Source organism: Rhizobium rhizoryzae (assembly GCF_011046895.1).
Lineage (GTDB): Bacteria > Pseudomonadota > Alphaproteobacteria > Rhizobiales > Rhizobiaceae > Neorhizobium > Neorhizobium rhizoryzae.
Genome location: NZ_CP049249.1, coordinates 515,183 through 535,778 on the forward strand (window position 1 = coordinate 515,183; position 20,596 = coordinate 535,778).

The following is a 20,596-nucleotide window of genomic DNA, read 5'->3' on the forward strand; positions in this document are numbered from 1 at the left end:
ACCCACTCGTGATCCCGTAGTTCGGCAGGTCTGACGAAGGAGACTTAACATCATGACAGAAGACCGACGCAGCCTGTTCGTGGCTGGCCTCAAGAATGCTCACGCCATGGAGAATCAGGCTCTCTCCATCATCAAGCCGCAGCTTTCGCGCATCGAGAATTATCCGCAGGTCGCAGCCCGCCTGGAACAGCATCTTCGCGAAACAGAAGCTCAAATCAAACGTATCGAAGATATTCTCGCCGGCCTCAATGAAGACAATTCGACACTGAAGGACTGGATGCTGTCTGCAACCGGCAGCATGGCTGCGTTGGGCCATACGATGGCCGATGATGAAATCTTGAAGAACTCCTTTGCCAATTTTGCCTTCGAGCACTTCGAGATCGCGGCGTATAATGCGCTCTTGGTCATGGCGGAGATGTGTGGGCATCAAAGCAGCATCGCAGGCCTCAAGGAAAACCTTTCCGAAGAAGAGGCAATGGCTCGTTGGCTAAGCAATAATCTGCGCGAGGTGACGTCGGAATTCGTAGTCCGGCGCGAAGCTGGTGAAACGGCCAAAGTTTGACCGGGGTTGAGGGGTAATACCGGACAAGCAGGGCCGAGGATTGGCTAAAGTTTTGAAACTTAAGTATCGTAGCGGATTGGAACGGCCCAAGATGACCTGGGCCTTTTCAGCTTCGGGAGGTGTGACCTCATAGCTTTACAGAAGAGAAAAGAAGCGGCGACTTCATCCAAGGACTGCGTCGCCGCTGGATTTAGTGATGCGTCTGCGTCTTGTTCTTTCCAGAGACAAGGGTGTGCATCTGCTCGATTTCCTTTGCCTGTTCCGAGATGATATGTTCGGCAAGTAGGCGCATCCGGGGATCGTCGCCTGTTTCGAGATAGATGCGAGCCATGTCGACTGCGGCCTGATGATGCGGCACCATCAGAGCAATGAAATCACGTGTCACGTCGCCAGTTACGCTGACGCTGCTGGTATTGGCATGCATGTTGTTCATTTGCTCAATCATCGCTGCAGCTGCGCCGGCGCCTGGTGCGCTGTTTCCTGTGGCATCACCATGGTAATGTTCATTTCCTCGCCAAAACGCACCGGGAGCGGCGCCTGTACTACTGGCAGTCGTTCTTGATTCTGGCCGCAGGAGGTTTGCCAATACGCCGGTAGCGCGATCGTAGATAACGTTATGTAGCCCGGCATATGAGACCATGGTCACCGCCAGCGCAACAGCCAGACCTGCGGGCACGAGTATTGTGGCAAGTTTCCCCTTTGGCGCAATCTCCAGGGCGTCTTCACGCTGAGGGTCCGCAAGTACCACCAGGAGAGATGCAAGAATTGTCGCATGGCCGATCATGTCGACGCGACCGAACGGGTATACAGCAGCAAACATCAGTGCGAAGAGAGCGAGTGCAGACAGCCGGCGAACGAGTGGCGTCCACAGAAGGCCGAAGCCCAGGGTAAACTCGGCGACTCCTGCCATCGTTGTATACTCACGGAACGGGATTCCGAAGGCAAGGAACGGCTTTTCCTCCAGCAGCGGCATGAACCATTGCGGATACATAAACTTCTCCATGCTGGACCAGGTAAGTGCGAGGGCAATCCCCCACCGCAGTACGCCGAAACGACGATCATGCCATTTCCCGTCGGGCATACCGGACAAGAGAAGGTAGCCCGCCAGACCCAAGCCGAGCGCAAGATAGTCGAACAGATGGAACAGATCGTAGTCCCGCAGGGTAAACAGCCACAAGATAACGATCGCAATTGCGGCGATTGGGCGGGTGCGGCGCATGGGGATCAATGCCGCAATTCCGATCTGCGCCCAGGCGACGAGCTCCGACTGCGTCTTCAGATCTGGCGTCAAATACGTCCCGCCAACTGCAAAGAGCGAGACGAAGAATGCAGCAAGTACCCCCAGCAGAAACTGGTCGGCACGTAGCTGTAGTACCGAAGTTACTCGGTCCATTCCCTGCAGTGCCAACCTCCCTGGTTGTGTCTGCTCGAGGACAGTCGTCGCAATGAAGAAAGCCAGCACCAGCAGAAGCGCCACCCAGAAATAGGGAAGTGCAAGTGTGGTCAGGATAGACGTGGGCTTGGCCGCCACCTCATAGGCTTCAAACCACTTTACGTGTGCTGAGGCTGTAGAAGGCGCGAGGACAGCAATTGCCGTCGGCGCAAGACAACGAATCGCGATCGAGCAAACGCCGAACCTGCGATGAGAGTGACTGAACATATTGATATCCTTGAGCGCTTCCTTCAGGCAACGCTGCTTTAGGGGAAGCTCGTATTCCCCGAGATGACTGGAAGAGATGCAGGCGAGGCGTCTTCGCCTCTCTCGGCATCTTCAGGCCCATTCTTGATGAACCCACAACTGACTTTTAGAACTGGATCAGGAACTGAAACTTGACTTTGATCAATTCGAAGAACAATTTCTGAGATGATGCGGCACGCCGCTTGACGTGCAACCGATAAATCAGGCCATTGTGAACTGGAATTTTCCACTTGTGATCCCTGATGGGTAGACGAGGAGAATTCGATGAGAGCCTCGAAGTTTTCGGAAGCGCAGGTCGCGTTCGTTCTGAAGCAGGCTCAGGGATGGAACGCCGATTGGTGAGCCTTGCGGGCGTCAGTCACGGCTAATCCTTGGACGATACGTCTTCGCCGTTCACTCGGCCGCTGCGTCCGCGACTATCCGCTGCAACAGGTCGAGCATAGACGTTTCAACCGATAGCCGAACTCCATAAACAAGTTCGAATGCTTTGCTTGACGTGACTGTCTATGGAAGACTACTGTCAAGCGCTCCATCCTGACGATCTTGAACGAACTGCATTGGCGCTCTGCACATGCAGCTGAGTAAGTGCGGAATTGAGTCTGGAAAAAGCGAGTGAGATACCAGGGAACATATCTCAAGCAACTGTCCCTTTAGAACCAGCACTGGAGAGCTACGGTGAAGAGGAGGCTATTGGCAGTCGCTGCTACGGCTCTTTTGCCTGCTTTGGGCCTGATTGCATATAACGAGATGGCTAATCGCCAACAGCGAACGGCAGAGATCAATGCTCAAGCCCTGCAGGCGTCGAGGCTGGCTGCATCTGAAATCGGGCGAGTACTTGAGGGAACGCGTAGTCTGCTGGTTGCCGTATCAGCTTTGCCTGCTGTTACAGACCTGAAAAGTGCAGACTGTACCGTAGTTTTAAGGCAGGTTGCCGACAGGTTGACCATGACGGGTGCAATCCTCGTGATGGACACGTCCATGAAGCTTGTCTGTGACAGCCAGGGCAACGCCGCTGGCGTGGATTTTTCGGATCGGTCCTATGTCCGGGAAGGTTTGAGCGCTCCCGACATGGTCGTGGGGGAGTACACCGTCAGCAAGTTGACGCAGAGAGCAGTTCTTCCTGTTTCCATGCCGTTGAAGCGTGATGGGCAGGTCGTTGGCGTCATTGCGACCGGAATACGCCTTGACTGGCTTCAGGCGAGGGTAACTGAATGGGGCATATCTGGCGGAAGCGCGATCACGATTGCGGATCGCAAAGGCGTTATTCTGTCCCGGCAGCCGCTTGCCGAACGGTTTGTAGGCACTCGCATTCCTGACGCGTATCAGTATTTGGTAACTGCGCCCGAACCAGGCGTATTCGAGGCAAGAAGCCAGGACGGAACTGAGCGGATTCTCGGATACCATCCGATCTCCTCCGCCAAACCGCTTTATGTCAGTGCCGGTTTGGCGAAAAGCGAAGCATTTTCCGGCGTCAATCGCCTTACTCTTACCAGCATTTCAATGCTGGTTCTGAGCACTCTCTTCGCATTCCTTGCTGCCTCCTTTGTCGGTAATCGTTTCATCCTGAAGCCGATTTATCGCATCGTCGATGTTCTCGAAGACTGGAAGAGAGGCAACACGTCCAGCCGCACGCGCATGTCGGAACATAGCAGTGAGTTGGGCCTGGTCGGTAACTCGATCGACCGTCTTCTGGACGAGCTCGACCAGCGACTTGCGGCGGTGGAGGCAGCCGAGGAGCGGCGTAATCTATTATCTCGTGAAATGAATCACCGGGTGAAAAACACGCTTGCCATCGTAGGCGCCATAGCCCGGCAAACTTTCAAAGGCACTGATGACCGTTTTGCGTCTTTTGCAACTCGTTTGAGTGCATTGGCACGGGCTTACGATCTTCTGCTTGCAAAAGAAGGCAACGGCAGCGACATAGACACCGTTATCTGCAACACTCTGACACCCTACGAAAGCGTTGATCGACAACGGTTTCATATTGATGGACCGTCCATTCCGGTCGATCCTGAGGTTGGTTTGGCCTTGTCGCTGATCATCCATGAGCTTGCCACGAACGCGACAAAATACGGTTCACTTCGGTCAGACGATGGGTATGTAGACATCTGCTGGCGAAGCGAGGCCGGGCGCATCGTGCTGCGATGGACGGAACATGAGGGGCCGCCCGTCGTTGTTCCGGAGAAAGAAGGCTTTGGGTCCAAACTGATCCGACGCGCCTTTCCGGTGACCTATGCACCAGAGGTCTCCGTCACCTATGCTTCAGATGGCCTGCAGTTCCAGCTGTCATTCAAAGATATCGTCAAAGGCTTGGATCAAAGCAAAGCATCTTGATTGACCAAGATGCCAGACCGGTTGTTGCCGTCACTTTGAATCACTCGATGCGCAATAGAACCTGTTGCTCAGTGCTGCGGGTTCTTCTTTATCTCCAGGAAGCTTACCACGTCGCCTACCGTCCTGAAGGCTTCAGCATCACGATCTGCTATCTCGAGACCAAATTTTGCTTCGATTTCCATTACTAGCTGTGTCACCTCAAGGGAATCTGCCGCCAGGTCTTCTATGTAGGTTGCGTTCGTAAGCTGTTCTGGATCAGCGCCGAGCGTTTCCGACAGAAGATGCATTAGGTTCGAACGGATCTCGTCAGATTGCATGACTTTTCCTTCGCGAAGCAGGGCGAGGTTTAGCCGCTGCTGGCGGCGCAGGGAAGTGTCCCAAGATCGAAGTATAGGGTTTAGAGCAAATGGTCTACGGATTTGATGATGTGGGGTATCCGCCTGTCAGACCTGCCGAAGCTTTGATGAAGCTGAGGACAAGTGCTCAGTTGCCGAAGCTGTATGCGCTCAACGTGATGACATCCGCAGATCGTTGAGCAAGAAACGGGCATCAGGAGATCTGCTTGAGAAGCGCCAGTATGTCCGGCGCGATTGGCATTTCGTCAGCCGATTTTAGCTGTATCCGGGAGCGATATTTCTGATCTTCTTGATACCAGGCGATTAAAGATGATGCGACGTCCTGTGCTGCGCTATCGGTGCGGTCTACCCCGTTTTCTTCGCACCATGCTTCCAGGAACTTGTCCAAAACCTCTAAATCGTCCGGCGAAAGCGGCGCCTTTTTCGACGTATCTGGCTGCTGGAACATTTCATCCTCATAAGCTGCGTGATTCAGTTACGGCTGAATGCGTATCTTCTAATATTGCCGACCATGGCTTGCGCAGAGCTAATCACCGAGGATGTAAAATAGGTAGGTTGCTATTTGGTGCCAAAGCTGGTCGGCGGCTTGCTGGCGGGCTTTGCTTTCGCTTCCTGTTCCTCTTGCTCGGGAGTTTTGCTGGTATCAACGCTTTGATTGAAACGGCGCGGCCCCTCCTTCTTGATCATTGGGCTCTCGGCAGTTTCCGGCGTAAGCTTTGTCATGTTGTCTCCTCCAATACCTGTATTTGACTCTTTGCGAACAGAACGTGGTCATACGTTACAGGCTCTGCATGCCGCCGTAGATTACTATCACCCCGACAAAAATTCCCAAGATTGCAACAGCCGCACAGAACCCGATCAAGATGATCGTCCCCTTGGCTGTCCTGCTACCTGTTCGACTTGGCATGTTAGGTGGCTTGCTCTGCTGCATAACGAATGCCTCTCAATGCATCCTCCGCTAACAAAGAAAATCGTCGCCAGTTCCAGCATCTGCCGTGCGATGCATGACAGAGAGAGGCATGCCTATCGCTCCTACGGCGAACTGGATCGTTCGTCGTGGTAGTCGGCCAAGTACCCACTATGAAGTGGATGGAGGCAGTTTTCTAACCTACCCATGGTTGTTGCGATCACTGTCAATCCACTAGAAAAGGCGACGACATGCCGCCGGTTCGAATCCTTTCAAGGCAAGAGTTCAGGACCGAAGTCCTCAAAAGGACGCCAATATGTAGCCGACACTTTAGCCCAACGGGGGACTCATTCGGGCTAACTGGCGGTCGCGGTGCGTTGCGTATAGAACTTCTATATTCACTCCGGCGAAAGTGCATAGCGGGCGCCAGATTGTCAGGGAGCTTGGGAGACAAGCCGATTGAAGGACGATCCATGAAATTCATGTCCTCCCTCAATTCACTGCGCGCGCTTGAGGCGCTTGCGAGATGTGGCGGTATACGAGCGGCCGCGCAGGACCTCGGTGTTGTTCCGGGTGCCGTACGGCAACAACTGACAGCACTCGAGGAAAACTTCGGCGTGCCGCTCATTCAACGCGATGGCGGGCGTGTTACGCTGAACGCAAACGGAAAACGGCTGGCGGATGCGGTAGCGGTAGCGTTCGGTATCATGACGCGCGCCGCTGAAGAGATCACGACAGGGGCTCATCGCTACAGGCTTCGTCTGGGAGTTCCCATGCCCATGGCGAGCGATTGGCTGATGCCACGCATGGCGAGGATGCAACGTCAACTGAGCGCCATTGATATTGATGTCGTTCCGGTTGATGTGCGTCGCTCGCTCTCGGATATGATGGATATCGATGCGTTGATTGTCGGCGGTGAATACCAGCCGTTACCTGATATCGATGCGACCCCGTTCATGGATGATGCATTCGGTCCGGTTCATTCGCCTTCGGTGGTGCCGGACCCGCACCTATCAGATCTGCAGGGTCTGACGGCTCTCATTGCGCGCGATGTCAGTTCCCTTTGGGATGACTGGTTCCATGAAAGCGGGCATGCCCCCGTCCGATTTTCCAAAAGGCTGGAGATTGCCGATTTGACGCTGGCAATCAGTGCGGCTCGCAATGGACTTGGTGTGACCATCGCGCCATTTGCCTCCGTCGCCGTGGATATCGCCCGTGGCGTACTCGTCGCCCCGGAAGGTTTTGTAAATCGCCCTGTCGGCTTCCGTTTTTGCTGTCGCATGGCCGATCGCGATGAAAAGCCGATCGTGAGCCTGCGCCAATGGCTGTGCGAAGAGGGCAGGGTTCATAGCCAAAGTGCAGAAAAACTGCGCGAGTCAGCAGAATAATGTGCCTTTTGCGCTAGCCACTCCGACGCTATTGCCTTGGTTCAGGCGTCTGGAAAAGGAGTGCTAAGCGTATGAGCGAACCCGATGTGTTGACCCGCATTGACTGGGTACGTCAAGGTTGCCGGCTGCTGGCGCACATTGCCGATGAATTTGCCAGAACCAAGCCGTTTGCCGGGCTCAGCATGGCCACGGGCATTCACCTGGAGCCGAAGACGGCTGCACTCCTTATGACATTGAAGGCTGGCGGTGCGCAGATCATCGCGACCGGCAATCTCAACAGCACCCAGCCGGCAACAGTTGATTATCTGCGCAATCAGGGAATTGAGGTGATCGGTGCCCAGACCCGCGATGCAAAAGAACACGGCGCTTTCCTTGACAGCATCATTGCGCGAAGACCTGACCTTATTCTGGATAATGGCGGCGATCTCTTTGCGCGATATGCATCAAGCCCCTATGCCGGGCTTATCGGCGGAACCAAGGAGACAACCTCCGGCCGGACGCGACTTGAACCCATGCGGCCGAAGATCGGGCTACCCGTACTCGTCATCAATGACAGCCCGATCAAGCAGTTTGCGGAAAACCGGCACGCGGTCGGACAAAGCCTGTTCGAGAGCTATCTACGCTTCACCAATCGCTCGACCAATGGCAAGCGCGTCACGGTCTTCGGCTACGGCGCCTGTGGTCGAGGGACGGCGGCCTGCTTCCGCAATGCCTTCAGCGCAGTCAGCGTCGTTGATATCGAGCCGGTAACCGCGCTCGAGGCGCATCTGGATGGCTTCAATACACCGCAGCGTGGCGATGCAATCCGCTCGGCCGATGTCATCATCACGGTAACAGGACACCCTGACATTGTTACCGTTGCAGACCTTCCACTGCTCAAGGACGGCGTCATCCTCATGAACGGCGGGCATTTCCCGCAGGAAATCGCTGTCGATGCCATGCGTACCCATCCGTCGGTCGGGTACGTCGATGGCTATGCGGAGGAGGGCATCGAAACGCTGGTTCTGGACGATGGCCGCCGCGTCCATGTTCTTGGCGCGGGACATATGGCCAATCTTGCCGGGCCGCGTCCGCTCGGCAACACGGTGGAATCGATGGATCTCGGCTTTGCATTGCAGGCGAGATGCCTCGAGCGGGTAGCAAGTCGCACGCTGGACTCCTCGGCCTGTGTCATACCCGTACCGAGGGACATCGACGCGGCGGTTGCCTCAGCTTACCTTGAGATCCACCGGTGAGACATGACCATGCTGAATTGGGCCATTCTCGGAACGAGCTTCATTTCCAACACGGTGGCTGAGGCCCTGCGGGAGAGCAAGGGTTCGCGCGTCGCCTCGGCCTTCGGGCGGGACCCGCAGCGTCTCGCCGCCTTTGCGCAGACCTATGGCATTGAAAAGACATCGACGAAGCTCGACGCCATCCTCGATGATCCGGCGATTGACGTCGTCTATGTGGGCTTGCCGAACCATATCCATGCCGAGGCAGTCTGTGCGGCAGCAGCACGGGGCAAGGCCATACTTTCGGAAAAATCCTTGACCCGGACCGTGGAAGAAGCTGAAGCGCTGATTGCCGCCGTTGACAATGCCGACATCTTCTTTCTCGAGGGACTTATGTATCTCGCCCATCCATTGATGGCGAGAGTAGGCAACATCATTGCCTCCGGGCGGCTTGGCAGGCTGTGTTCCGTCAGCGGCCACTACGCTGCTGCCATCGCACCTTTCGCAAACCCGCTTGGAGGGGGGACCATTTTCAATCTGGGCTGCTACCCGGCCTCGCTTCTCCACTACGTGACAGAGGCCGGCTTCGGCGGCGATGCCTTCAGGCGGTTTCAATGCGTAGCAACGGGAAACATCTCAGCAAGCGACGGCACGGTCTGTGATGCATCGCTGGCGGTGCGGTTCGACAACGGGCTGATCGCGACGCTACAATCGACCGACAGCATTGGCATGGACCATGCTTTCACTGTTCTGGGTGAGAAGGGCAGCCTGCGTTTCATCACCAACCCCTGGCTACCGGTAGCCGGGGACAACGTGATCGAGGTGACGGACTATGGCAACATGCCGGAACGGGTCATCGTGACGTCCGATCGCGATGCCTTCGGTCATCAGGTGGAACTGGTGGAAAAGTGCCTGTCGCAGGGCCTCAAGTCCGCCCCCAGGCCTTCGCCAAGCCCGGCCCATTCCCTCGAAATCATGCGGCTTCTCAGTGAGTGGGAACGTCAGATCCGCGCCAATACGAGGGAACACGAAGGATGACCAAGGAAGAAATGATTGCTCATTTGGACTTTCGGGTCATTTCGAGGGAGGATACTTTCGCGAGACCTTCCGCGCTGTCGAACGTGATCGCATGGTGACCTCGCAAGGCCCGCGAACGACGATGACGTAGATCCTTCCTTCGATCAGCGTGCTGCCGAATAAGGTGCCGCATGACGGTAGCATCGAGGAACCCGACCTGCTGCGATCGAAAATCTGGAGGATTTCCTGCCAGCGCGAGCTCGATGTCATTTGTCTGAGAACTATTTCGGTAATTCTTCAGGACGGACCTTATCTGGACTGAGACGAATCAATTTGGCCGTGTCAGATTTCGTTTGGGATGAACAATCAAGAGGATGCTGCAATGCTTAATCGACCAGTCCTACTGTCTCTCTCCGCCCTCTTTCTATGCTCCCTACCGCTTGTGTCGACATGGGCCTTCGCTGAAACCGTTGATGCAGTCGCCTTGTTCGCGAAAGCCAAGGCCGATGGCCAGGTAGGCCTTGCCCGCAAAACCAAGCCCGTCGATGCACGTGCTGCCCAGCCGGGGGAAATTGTTGTCACCATGATCAAGGGCGAAGGCGTCGAGACGCGCAGCAAGCCTGCGGAGATGGGCGATTTCGTTGTTCGAAATCGATGCCCGGACACTGGAAATGAGGAGTATCTTGTCAAGGCAGCCAAATTTGCGCCTCGATATGCCGATGCAGGCAAGTCGCCGGATTCCCAAGGCTGGAAGGAGTATCTTCCCAAAGGCAAGGACGTTTATTTCTGGACAGTGCCAGCAGCGCGATCCGGGTTTGATTTCGTGGCGCCGTGGGGAGAGGCGATGGTGGCCAAGTCCGGGGATGCGCTTGTGCAATCCATGGACGACGAAAAGGATACCTACCGCGTTGCTGCATCGTCGTTCGGGTGCACTTATGAGGTGATAAAGGCTCCATAATGGCTCATTTCAGGGGCGCTCGTGGAACAAGCGGCCCCATGACTGCGTCGCGCGAAGAGTTGGTGTGATACGAGAATCTTCGGATAAGCCAGATCTATGCCGCGTGCTGGCACGGGAATGTGGGCCTAAGGCATCCCAAGAGGTAGGAATGCCTTGAACGCTCAGGAACGATTGGCAAGTTATCGACCTCACCGGTTTCGACGATCCATACTTTTCCATAAAGCTGATTGGCACCGAGAAAGCTCTTTCCAGCCTGAGCTTCATAGCTTGAGGTGCAGGATGATGCGTTACCGATCACGCAATGTGCGCCGAGAGCTGTTTGAGAGATTTCTCGATACGGCCCGCCGCTCTTTCCAGCGCCTGGCGGGCCGGTTCCTTGTTACGCAAGGCGTCGTGGATTTCCTCGCCCAGGACTTTTTCAATCCGCGTGTATTGAGGGATTTTCGGTCGTTGCCATGTGTGCAGAAGGTTTCGTTTGGCAAGCTGATCGACGAATCGCACAATCGGCGAACTCGCCGCTGCCTCGGGATCGGCGCTGACCGAGAAGCGCGGCGCGACGGGGAAGCCGTTCTTGACATGCGCCTTCATCGCTTCTCGCGACGCCATCCAGGCGATGGCGTCAGCCGCGAGTTCGACCCGTTCTTCGGGCAGGTTGGTCGGGATACAGAACAGGAAGCCACCAATCGGTGTCGCGCGCGTACCCGCCGGACCATAAGCCTGCGGCAGATATTCCACGCGGCGTTTGACGACAGACTGGACATCGTATTCGAAGCGGGCTGCGCGCATGGTCCAGAAATAGCCGAGACTGGCCTTTCCTTTCAGAAAGACCGAGAGCGTCTGGTCCCATGCCATGTCCAGTATGTTCGGCGGTGAAATTTCGAGCAGCCTGCGCATGTATTCAAACGCTGCATAGCCGGCATCTGACAGGATATTGCAGCTTACGTCGTCGAGGTTGATGCCATCGACCGTAAATCCCGAACGCGTTCGCGGCAATGAGATCGGTGGCTGTCCGCAGGCTCCCATGAAGAACAGGAAGCTGGATGCAACGGGCATGCCGCGGGCGCCATCCCACACAACCCCATAGGCTCCCTCATTCGGCGCATGGAACTTGCGGCCTGCGGCAATCACCTCATCAAAGGTCTTTGGGAAAGCCAGTCCCGCATCGGCGAACAGATCCTTGCGCGCGGCAAGAAATTCCACGGTGCAATAGCTCGGAACTCCGTAGTCACGTCCTTCCCAGGTAGCTGCCGTCCAGATGGATGGATGGAAGTCGAGCGGATTGATGCCCGTTTTCTGGATGTACTGGTCGATCGGGCGGATAAAGCCGCGCTCGGCAAATTCGCCGAGCCATGGCATGTTGATGGCAATGACATCGTAATCGGATTGCTCCTTCATCCCGTTTTCAAGCGCGCGGGCATAGAGCTGGGGCAGGGGCAGCAGGTCGAAGTTCTTGCGCGATGCAAGGTTGCTGCGGAAGTCCGCCCACATGTTGCGCATGGCGGAAAAATAATTATCGTCGTTGAGCAGAAAGCGCAGTTCAAGTTGTGCCTCGACCCGCTTCTGCACCAGCCGCATCGGTGGAATGATCTGCGAACCAAGCGGTGTACCACCGAAATAATACTCATCATCGCCTTCGCCAGCGCGCACACCGAGGGTCTGTGCCAGAAGCGATTTCGTCTTGCGGGCATAATCCTTGAACGACGCCAGGAGGCCTTCGCTCGGCTGCAGCACGAAGCTCTTCCCGGTCTGGCCTTTCGCAACCCTCACGATATGACCATTGTCGATCATTCGGTTGATAAGACGCATCGACGTGGCATAGGGCAGGCCGGATTCTTGGCCCAGCGTCGAAATGGAGACGTTCTGGCTCAGGATATGGCTCTTGATCAGATAGGTCACGATCATCCAGACGGCATCGTCGCCCGCTTCATCGATCATGTCGCGAAACGGACGCCTGGTCTTCTCGATGAAGTCTATGACGCGCAGAAGCTCGTATTCGTTCACGCCTGCCTCCCACAGCGGCCTGTGCCGAGCCTTTCGGACACAAGAAGAGATTCGCGTGAAACCCGGGCCTGCCCATGCCCTGGTTCAGCCCGTCTTGCGCGTCCCAATCTTTGGCTCCGTATCGGGTCTCATCTCCGGGGCGATGCCTGCCAGTCGCTCATATTGCTCAAAAAGGACGAAGAAATCCTTTTCCGCAAGTCCTTCGGCGAAGGCGGCCTCATATTGTTGCCGGATCATCGAGGCGAGATACATCGGGACATGGTCAGATTTCGCCGTATCCAGGATGAGATCGAAGTCCTTCATCATCTGCGACACGGAGAAAGCCGGATCGAAGTTCCGCTTCACGAGCAGGTCACGCTTATAGGCGATGAGCGGGGATGCGACGGCACTTTCGCAGATCACGCTCAACATGGTCTCGACCGACAGATTGCCCTTGAGGCCGAGCGTCAGAGCCTCGCCCAGCAGTGCGGCGGTCGCGCCAACCATCGCGTTTACCACGAGCTTGAGATAACGGGCTTCCTCGCCCTGCCCGACATAGAACTGTTTGGCTGAAACGCTCTCAAGCAGCGGAGTTATGCGACGATACGCATCCTCCTGACCGGATACCATCACCGACAGTCCGCCCGAGGCCGCAGTGACCGTGCTTCCCGATACCGGCGCCCGGATGTAGGCAACGCCCTTGGGTTCGAGAACCGCCGCGATCTCGGCGGAGATCTCCGGCGATACCGTGCTCATTTCGACCAGGATCTGCCCGGCCTGCATGACATCGCCCAGGGCGTCCGGCACGAGGGTCAACTGGCGCAGGATCGCGTCATTCGGGATCGTCAGCACGATCACGTCAGAGCTTGCGGCGAGGTCGGCGAGGGAATGCGCGACATTTGCCCCCAGCCCGACGATAAAGGCGCGGTTCTCGGGAAGAGGCTCATAAACGGTCAGGGAATGACCGTGTTCGAGAACGCGCCTGCTCATCGGGGCGCCCATCTTGCCGATACCCGCCCAACCCACTTTCATTGTGTCAGTCATACCCATTCTACCTTCCCTGATGGCGGACCTTGCGAGACCAAGGGCTTGCCCGTCGAAGGGGGCTGCGTGGCCGACATGCGGATGCGTTTCCTGCATCCGGCGCAAACGCGGCGTCCTCCCATGCAAAAGGGTAAGGCGCGGCGTGAGATTGTAAGGCCTGAAAAATATCCATAATGGATAATTATCCATTTGGATCAGGGGTCCGTCCTGTCCTAGCGTCTGCATCGGGACGCACGGCGTTTCCTGTGGGAGGAATGTCTGCCGTTTGTTTTTCAGCTGACTGTGCAAAGCGCTCGCTTGGCACAAACGGATGATGCTTCACGCCATCTGACGGATGGTGCAGAGGAGGATGCATAGTGGACAGACAGACCAGAGCTCGATCTTGCATGCGCGCGGCGGCGTCCGCCAACACCCTCAATTCGACGTGGCAGCACGACAGCGCTTCATGAGCGCGCGTGAATTCCAGCTATGACACTGCGGCATTGCCGCACGCAGGTATGAAAGGCAGGCATGACGATGAAGGCAGTTCGCTATTATTCGAAGAAAGACATTCGCGTCGAGGACGTCGCTCCTCCATCTGGCCCGCTCGGCGATGACATGGTTCTGATCGAGCCCCTGGTGTGCGGCATTTGCGGAACGGATCTGCACGAATACATCGCAGGCCCGATCGTTACGCCAGCCACGCCGCATGTCTATTCCGGCGCAACGCTGCCTCAGATTCTGGGTCATGAATTTTCCGCACGGGTCATAGAGACCGGGCGCAATGTCACGCATGTGAAGCCTGGCTCGCGCGTCTCCATCCAGCCGCTGATTTCACCGCGCGATGATTATTATGGCCGTCGCGGCCTCTTCCACCTCTCAGAGAAGATGGCCTGTGTCGGCCTGTCCTGGGAGTGGGGTGGCATGGGCGAGCGGGCTGTTGTCAATGGCTACAATGTCTTTCCGGTGCCGGATACGGTCTCAGACGTTCAGGCGGCGATGATCGAGCCGGCGGCCGTTGCTCTTTATGGTGTCGATCGCGGTGGCGTCACGAGTGGCAGCAGCGTCCTTGTTTCCGGTGTCGGTCCGATCGGTGCGCTTGTGCTTCTGGCGGTCAAGGCGGCGGGTGCAACGACGATCTTCGTCTCGGAACTCAATCCGAACCGCCGTGCGCTGGCCCAGCAACTGGTGCCGGAGGCAATCGTGTTCGACCCTCGGGAGACCGATGCATTGCAGCTGTTCCGCGACCACACGGAAGAGGGGGTTGGTCTTGATGTCGCGCTTGAATGTGTGGGAGCCGAAGCTTCCCTGAACCTCTGCGCTGAGGCGGTGCGGCGGCGCGGAACCGTGGTGCAGGTCGGACTTCATATGAAACCGGCGGCTGTCGATGCCATGCTCTGGGCGCTGAAGGACATCACGGTTGAGGCGACCTGGTGCTATCCGGTTCAGATCTGGCCACGGGTGGCATCCATGATTGGCGCCGGCATTCTGCCGGTCGAAAAGATTGTCACGGCAACGATCAGGCCGGAAGACGTGGTGGAGCAGGGATTCGAGGCACTGCTCGATCCCAAGGCTTCCCACATGAAGATACTCGTCGACATGAAGGCCTGACCTTCGTCCGGACCCGCCTTCCCATTCTGACGCGTGCGCAGTGGCGGTTTTTGGATCGCCAGCTACGGCGCGGCTCTCGAAAGGATAAACCATGCATTACGTAGTTCACTGTGTTGATCACGAGGGGGCGGTTGAAAAACGTCTTGCCCATTACGACGCCCACAAGGCCTATCTTGCCAGCGCTCCCGTCAAGACGGTTATCTCCGGGCCTCTGCTGGCAGATGATAACGAGACGATGATCGGCTCGATGTTCGTGCTCGAGGCAGACAGCAAGGATGCCGTGATTGCCTTCAATGCTGCCGATCCGTTCCACAAGGCAGGCCTTTGGAAAAGCGTCAGCATACACCCTTTCAACAAGAGGGTGGACAATCGATGAGCGCCCAGTCACCTGCAACGGTCAAGACAGCTCTCGTCGGCCTTGGTTGGTGGGGCCGCAAGATGGCGACCCTCCTCAAGGATGGAAGCGCAGGTCTTACCATTGTGCGCGGCGTCGATGCCAATCCCGATGCTGCAGATTTTGCCCGCGACATGGAAATGGCCTTTTCTGCTGACCTCGGCGAGGCGCTGGCGGATGCCACGGTGGAAGCGGTTATTCTTGCCACGCCGCATTCACTGCACCGCGAACAGATCGCAGCAGCCGTGGCGGCCGGCAAGCATGTCTTCTGCGAAAAGCCGCTTGATCTCACGCGCGCCGGTGCAGAGGCCTCCGTCGCACTGTGCCGCGAAGCGGGGCTGGTGCTCGGCATGGGACATGAACGCCGGTTTGAACCACCCATCGCCGAGATCCTGGCGGCGGCGCAAAGCGGCAAGCTTGGCAGGCTGTTGCAGATCGAGGCGAATTTCAGCCATGACAAGTTTCTGACGCTTGATGAGTCCAATTGGCGGCTGAAAGCAGATCAGGCGCCAGCGGGCGGGATGACGGCGACCGGCATCCATCTGACGGATCTTGCAGTGAAGCTGATGGGCCAGCCTGCCGATGTACGCGTCGTCTGCGAGAACCTGGCCTCGAAGATCCCCCAAGGGGATACGATGAGCGCCCATATCCGCTTCGTCAACGGCGGAACGGCCTATGTGTCCGCAACACTTGCCACCCCCTTCATCTCTCGCTTTGCCGTCTTCGGCACCGAGGGCTGGATCGAAGTACGCGACAAGGCGCATGTCGAGGCACCGGATGGCTGGATCGTGACCGAAGGCTGGAAGAACAAGCCGATCACCGTGCGTGAAGTGGCACCGGCCGAACCTGTCCGCGACAACCTGCGCGCCTTTGCCGAGGCGGTGCGTGGCGTGTCAGCCTATCCCATCAGCGGTGAGGACATGATCAACAACATCGCGTTGCTCGAAGCCATTGTGCGTTCTGCAAAGAGCGGCGAACTCGAGCGCGTTTGAGGAGGAGAACATCATGAAGGCTTTGGTTTTCGAAGCACCCGAGAAACCCGTGATTGCCGACGTGGCCATGCCGGAACTCTCTCCAAACGAGGTTCTGGTCCAGACGAAAGCTGTCGGCATCTGCCACTCTGATTATGAGCTGCTCGCCGGTCGCTACATCATTCCGATCTCCTATCCGGTCACGCCGGGCCACGAATGGAGCGGTGAGATCGTCGAGGTCGGCCGCAACGTGAAGGGCTTCCAGAAAGGGGACCGTGTTGTCGGCGAATGCGTGGTGCGCACGCCGGAACGGCTGCACCATTTCGGCTTTTCCATGAGCGGTGCCGATCGCGAGTTCTTCGCCGTCAATCCCGAGTGGCTGCACAAGCTGCCGGATGCCGTCGATAACAAGAAGGCGGCTCTCATCGAGCCCTTCACCTGCGGCTTCTATGCCGTTCTGCGCTCGGGTGGCACGAATGCAAGCGAAACAGTCGTCGTCTCCGGCGGCGGCACGATCGGGCTCGTCTCGGCAGCCGCTGCAATCGGGATGGGAGCGCGCGTGATCGTTGTTGATCCGCTTGCCTCGCGTCGTGACGTTGCCCTGAAGCTTGGTGCGGATCAGGCGATTGATCCCTCCGATGGCGGTGCCGCTGACAGGATCCGCGAGTTGACCGGTGGCCATGGTGCAGATCTCGTGGTGGAGGCCTCTGGTCACGACGCGTCGCTTGCCGCCGCCTTCGACTACGCCCGCGAGGATGGGCGGATGTCGATGGTGGGCATCAATATCGGTCGCAAGGTGCCGGTAACGATCGGGCAGATCCAGATGAAGAACCTCACCGTACGTGGCTGCATTGGATCGCCAGGAGTCTGGCCTGCCGCAATCCGCTTTCTGGAGCGGACGGGCATCGACCTCTCACCGATCCAGACTCACGACTTCTCGCTGGTCGATGCAGTGGAGGCCTTCTCCTTCGGGCAGGACGCCACCAAGAGCATCAAGATCACTCTTCTGAACGGATAAAGCATGACAAAGCACGCATTGATCGTCGGCGCGACCGGCATTACCGGCAGCAATCTTGCCGAACATCTTCTCGCAAACGGGGGATGGGAGGTTTCCGGCCTGTCCCGCTCGCAAAGCCGGATCGAGGGCGTCAAGACGCTCGCCTGCGACCTCGTTGACGGTGCATCGGTTGAAAAGGCTCTGGCCGGTGTCTCGCCAAGCCATGTCTTCATCACGGCATGGTCTCGGCAGGAAACGGAAGCGCAGAACTGCGAGGTCAATGGCGCAATCGTGCGCAACGTTCTCAATGCGCTGGCCGGTCGCGGCGTGCAGCACGTGGCACTCACCACCGGCACCAAGCACTATCTCGGACCGTTCGAATCCTACGCCAAGTCACAACCGGAGACACCTTTCCGGGAGGAACAGGAGCGGCTTCCGGGTGAGAACTTCTATTATGTTCAGGAAGACGAGGTCTTCGCGGCTGCCGCGCGGGATGGTTTCACCTGGTCGATCCATCGTCCCCACACCCTGATCGGCTATGCGGTGGGCAATGCCATGAACATGGCGGCGACGCTTGGCGCCTATGCCGCCATCTGTAAGGAAACCGGTCGGCCCTTCGTCTTTCCGGGCTCACCGGAGCAGTGGCAGGCGGCAACGGATGTGACCGATGTCCGGCTGCTGGCCCGCCATCTCGCCTGGGCAGCAACCCATTCGCAAGCCGCCAATCTGGCCTTCAACGTCGTCAACGGCGAAATCTTCCGCTGGAAATGGCTCTGGCCGCGTCTTGCATCCTACTTCGGGCTCGATGCAGCCCCTTATCCCGGACAGCCCACCCCGCTGGAGGAGCAGATGGCCGATGCCGCTCCGGTCTGGGACGCGTTGGTGGCAAAGCACGGCCTGGCGCCCAACAGGCTGTCTCAAGTCGCCTCCTTCTGGCATTCCGATGCAGACCTCGGGCGCCAGATCGAGACCTTCAACGACATGGGGCGTAGCCGCAAGCTTGGCTTCCTCGACTACCAGGACACGCTTGCCTCCTTCACGGATGCCTTCGATCGCCTGCGTGCGGATCGCATCATTCCCTGAAACCTGGAAAGGATGCCGCGGATGAGCTCGGACCATCAAGAACAGACAGACGCCACTAGCTACTTCACAGAGGAAAACTCGGTGGATGTGGTTAATGGCCGGACCGGAGCCAATGCCCATCCGCGGCTTGCCACCGTCATGGCAAGTCTCGTGAGGCACCTGCACAGTTTCGCCCGCGAGGTGGAACTGACGCAGGAGGAGTGGGGCACAGCCATCGATTTCCTGACGCGGACGGGCCAGATCTGTTCGGCGGAGCGACAGGAGTTTATCCTCCTCTCCGACACGCTCGGGCTTTCCATGCTGGTCGACGCGATCAACAACCGGCGCCCGCAAGGAGCAACTGAAAACACGGTCTTCGGCCCGTTTCACGTCGAGGGCTGTCCTGTCCGTGCAATGGGAGACCGGATTTCTCTCGATGGGAAAGGCGAAAGCTGCCTGTTTATTGGCCGCGTGCTGAACTTGGAGGGCAATCCCGTTTCAGGCGCACGCATCGATGTCTGGTCGGACAATGCGGATGGATATTACGACGTTCAGCAGCCGGATATTCAGCCGAAGTGGAACAATCGCGGTGTCTTCATCACCGGCGAGGATGGCCGCTACAGCTTCATCGGCATCAAACCGGTTTCCTATCCGATCCCCGACGATGGTCCCGTCGGTCAGATGTTGAAAGGGCTCGATCGCCACCCCTATCGTCCCGCGCACATGCACTACATGATCCGCGCAGAAGGCTTCGAAAAACTGGTGACCCACACCTTCGTCGGCGGCGATACCTATCTCGAATCCGACGCCGTCTTTGGCGTCAAGCGTACCCTGGTCGCGCCCTTTGCCCGGCTGGAGGGTGAAGAGACGCTCTGGCGCTCGGACTTCGATTTTGTGCTCGTCCCGAGCGCGTGAGCATAGGAGGAGCCGCCATGCGCACATTCGTCTATACAGCCAATCCTGCAAGGGTCATTTTTGGCAGCGGCACGATTGCAAGCCTTGGTGACGAGGCAGCGCGCTTAGACGCGCAAAGAGTGCTTGTTCTCTCGACCCCGGAACAAAAAGAACTTGCCGAACACATCGCGGCGAATCTTGGAGAGCGGGCTGCGGGCACTTTTGCCGGTGCAACCATGCACACGCCCGTACAGGTTACGCAAGAGGCGATGACCGTGGCGAGCGACCTCAAGGCTGATGCTGTTCTGTCGGTCGGCGGCGGTTCGACGACCGGCCTCGGAAAGGCCATCGCCTTTCGCACCGACCTGCCTCAGATCGTCGTGCCGACGACCTATGCCGGCTCGGAGGCAACACCCATCCTTGGCGAAACGGAGAATGGTCGCAAGACAACGAAGTCTGATCCGCGCATTCTGCCCGAGGTGATCGTTTACGATGTTGACCTGACCTTGACCCTGCCGGTGTCGCTGTCGGTTACCAGCGGTATCAATGCCATGGCGCATGCCGTGGAAGCGCTCTACGCGACTGAAGCAAATCCGGTCATCTCGCTGATGGCGCGCGACGGCATTGCTGCGCTCGCACGCGCACTTCCCACCATTCACGCCGACCCGCAGGATAGGCAGGCGAGGGGGGATGCGCTGTACGGTGCCTGGATTTGCGGCGTCTGTCTGGGCTCTGTCGGGATGGCGCTTCATCACAAGCTTTGTCATACGCTTGGCGGCATGTTCAACCTGCCGCATGCGCCCATGCACACAGCGGTACTGCCCCATGCCGTTGCCTACAATGCGGCTGCGGCACCGGAAGCGATGCAACAGCTGTCCTTGGCGCTTGGTGTTCCCGATCCCGCAATTGGCCTGTTCGATCTGGCGCGAAACCTCCGTGCCACGATGGCGCTCAGGGATCTTGGCATGCCCGAGAACGGCATCGAGGCGGCGGTGAGCCAGGCAATGTCCAATGCCTATGCCAATCCGAGACCCCTGGAAAGTCAGGCACTTGCAGACCTCCTGACGCGCGCGTTCCGGGGTGAGGCTCCGGCGGGTTCATAGGAGAGGCAGGAGATTGAATGACTGTTTGCCGGAGGCAGTGGTCATGGGATTTTTGCTTGGTGCAGCGCGACGGGGAAAGAAATCCATAACGGATATTTCCGTTGTTTTTTTGAGGATGCCTCCGGT

The 20,596-nt window shown here is 57.6% G+C and carries 19 protein-coding genes; 13 read left to right on the plus strand and 6 right to left on the minus strand.

Annotated features, from left to right (window positions below):
- The first annotated feature begins 52 nt into the window (after positions 1 to 52).
- Positions 53 to 562 (plus strand): ferritin-like domain-containing protein, encoded by a 510-nt coding sequence (locus G6N80_RS03160; protein WP_165131213.1) that lies wholly within the window; start codon positions 53 to 55, stop codon positions 560 to 562.
- Positions 563 to 752: 190 nt separating this feature from the next.
- Here G6N80_RS03160 and G6N80_RS03165 read toward each other — a convergent pair whose 3' ends face one another.
- A complete protein-coding gene (locus tag G6N80_RS03165) occupies positions 753 to 2,222 on the minus strand; it encodes a DUF305 domain-containing protein (RefSeq protein ID WP_165131215.1) in 1,470 nt (489 codons plus the stop codon).
- Positions 2,223 to 3,008: 786 nt separating this feature from the next.
- Here G6N80_RS03165 and G6N80_RS03170 point away from each other — a divergent pair.
- Positions 3,009 to 4,595 (plus strand): sensor histidine kinase, encoded by a 1,587-nt coding sequence (locus G6N80_RS03170; RefSeq protein ID WP_165131217.1) that lies wholly within the window; start codon positions 3,009 to 3,011, stop codon positions 4,593 to 4,595.
- Positions 4,596 to 4,663: 68 nt separating this feature from the next.
- Here the strand turns inward: G6N80_RS03170 and G6N80_RS03175 are convergent, their stop codons facing one another.
- The 3 genes from G6N80_RS03175 to G6N80_RS23455 form a co-directional block, all read right to left on the minus strand.
- Entirely contained in the window at positions 4,664 to 4,912 is a 249-nt protein-coding gene (locus tag G6N80_RS03175; RefSeq protein ID WP_165131219.1) for an acyl carrier protein, read from the minus strand.
- Positions 4,913 to 5,144: 232 nt separating this feature from the next.
- Positions 5,145 to 5,399, minus strand: a complete 255-nt coding sequence (locus G6N80_RS03180; RefSeq protein ID WP_165130615.1) for a hypothetical protein — start codon at positions 5,397 to 5,399, stop codon at positions 5,145 to 5,147.
- 110 nt (positions 5,400 to 5,509) lie between these two features.
- Positions 5,510 to 5,638, minus strand: coding sequence for a hypothetical protein (locus G6N80_RS23455; protein ID WP_280139217.1), 129 nt, complete (start codon positions 5,636 to 5,638; stop codon positions 5,510 to 5,512).
- 693 nt (positions 5,639 to 6,331) lie between these two features.
- On the opposite strand from G6N80_RS23455, the gene G6N80_RS03190 reads away from it, so the two are divergent.
- The 4 genes from G6N80_RS03190 to G6N80_RS03205 all read left to right on the plus strand — a co-directional run bounded on the left by G6N80_RS03190 (position 6,332) and on the right by G6N80_RS03205 (position 10,435).
- Positions 6,332 to 7,246, plus strand: coding sequence for a LysR substrate-binding domain-containing protein (locus G6N80_RS03190; RefSeq protein WP_062556556.1), 915 nt, complete (start codon positions 6,332 to 6,334; stop codon positions 7,244 to 7,246).
- Between the two features lie 71 nt (positions 7,247 to 7,317).
- Positions 7,318 to 8,481, plus strand: coding sequence for an adenosylhomocysteinase (locus tag G6N80_RS03195; RefSeq protein WP_165131223.1), 1,164 nt, complete (start codon positions 7,318 to 7,320; stop codon positions 8,479 to 8,481).
- A 3-nt stretch (positions 8,482 to 8,484) separates the two neighbouring features.
- Positions 8,485 to 9,498, plus strand: coding sequence for a Gfo/Idh/MocA family protein (locus tag G6N80_RS03200; RefSeq protein WP_246251390.1), 1,014 nt, complete (start codon positions 8,485 to 8,487; stop codon positions 9,496 to 9,498).
- Between the two features lie 361 nt (positions 9,499 to 9,859).
- Positions 9,860 to 10,435 (plus strand): hypothetical protein, encoded by a 576-nt coding sequence (locus G6N80_RS03205; RefSeq protein ID WP_246251391.1) that lies wholly within the window; start codon positions 9,860 to 9,862, stop codon positions 10,433 to 10,435.
- Positions 10,436 to 10,729: 294 nt separating this feature from the next.
- On the opposite strand, the gene G6N80_RS03210 is transcribed toward G6N80_RS03205, so the two are convergent.
- On the minus strand, positions 10,730 to 12,436 hold the full coding sequence (locus G6N80_RS03210; RefSeq protein ID WP_165131225.1) for an extracellular solute-binding protein: 1,707 nt from the start codon (positions 12,434 to 12,436) through the stop codon (positions 10,730 to 10,732).
- 84 nt (positions 12,437 to 12,520) lie between these two features.
- Positions 12,521 to 13,465 (minus strand): NAD(P)-dependent oxidoreductase, encoded by a 945-nt coding sequence (locus tag G6N80_RS03215; RefSeq protein WP_162249601.1) that lies wholly within the window; start codon positions 13,463 to 13,465, stop codon positions 12,521 to 12,523.
- 510 nt (positions 13,466 to 13,975) lie between these two features.
- Here G6N80_RS03215 and G6N80_RS03220 point away from each other — a divergent pair.
- The 7 genes from G6N80_RS03220 to G6N80_RS03250 all read left to right on the plus strand — a co-directional run bounded on the left by G6N80_RS03220 (position 13,976) and on the right by G6N80_RS03250 (position 20,470).
- Positions 13,976 to 15,049, plus strand: coding sequence for a 2,3-butanediol dehydrogenase (locus tag G6N80_RS03220; protein WP_062556897.1), 1,074 nt, complete (start codon positions 13,976 to 13,978; stop codon positions 15,047 to 15,049).
- 91 nt (positions 15,050 to 15,140) lie between these two features.
- Positions 15,141 to 15,425, plus strand: coding sequence for a YciI family protein (locus tag G6N80_RS03225; RefSeq protein WP_062556551.1), 285 nt, complete (start codon positions 15,141 to 15,143; stop codon positions 15,423 to 15,425).
- Positions 15,422 to 16,435: a Gfo/Idh/MocA family protein gene (locus tag G6N80_RS03230; RefSeq protein ID WP_165131227.1), complete on the plus strand. Its 1,014-nt coding sequence runs from the start codon at positions 15,422 to 15,424 to the stop codon at positions 16,433 to 16,435. The genes G6N80_RS03225 and G6N80_RS03230 overlap by 4 nt, the downstream gene beginning before the upstream one ends.
- Before the next feature lie 13 nt (positions 16,436 to 16,448).
- A complete protein-coding gene (locus G6N80_RS03235) occupies positions 16,449 to 17,432 on the plus strand; it encodes a zinc-dependent alcohol dehydrogenase (protein ID WP_165131229.1) in 984 nt (327 codons plus the stop codon).
- 3 nt (positions 17,433 to 17,435) lie between these two features.
- Positions 17,436 to 18,494, plus strand: a complete 1,059-nt coding sequence (locus G6N80_RS03240; RefSeq protein ID WP_062556548.1) for an SDR family oxidoreductase — start codon at positions 17,436 to 17,438, stop codon at positions 18,492 to 18,494.
- Positions 18,495 to 18,515: 21 nt separating this feature from the next.
- On the plus strand, positions 18,516 to 19,388 hold the full coding sequence (locus G6N80_RS03245) for an intradiol ring-cleavage dioxygenase (RefSeq protein WP_165131231.1): 873 nt from the start codon (positions 18,516 to 18,518) through the stop codon (positions 19,386 to 19,388).
- Positions 19,389 to 19,405: 17 nt separating this feature from the next.
- The gene (locus tag G6N80_RS03250; RefSeq protein WP_165131233.1) at positions 19,406 to 20,470 is read left to right on the plus strand and encodes a maleylacetate reductase; all 1,065 of its coding nucleotides are present in this window, start codon (positions 19,406 to 19,408) and stop codon (positions 20,468 to 20,470) included.
- Positions 20,471 to 20,596 lie beyond the last annotated feature (126 nt).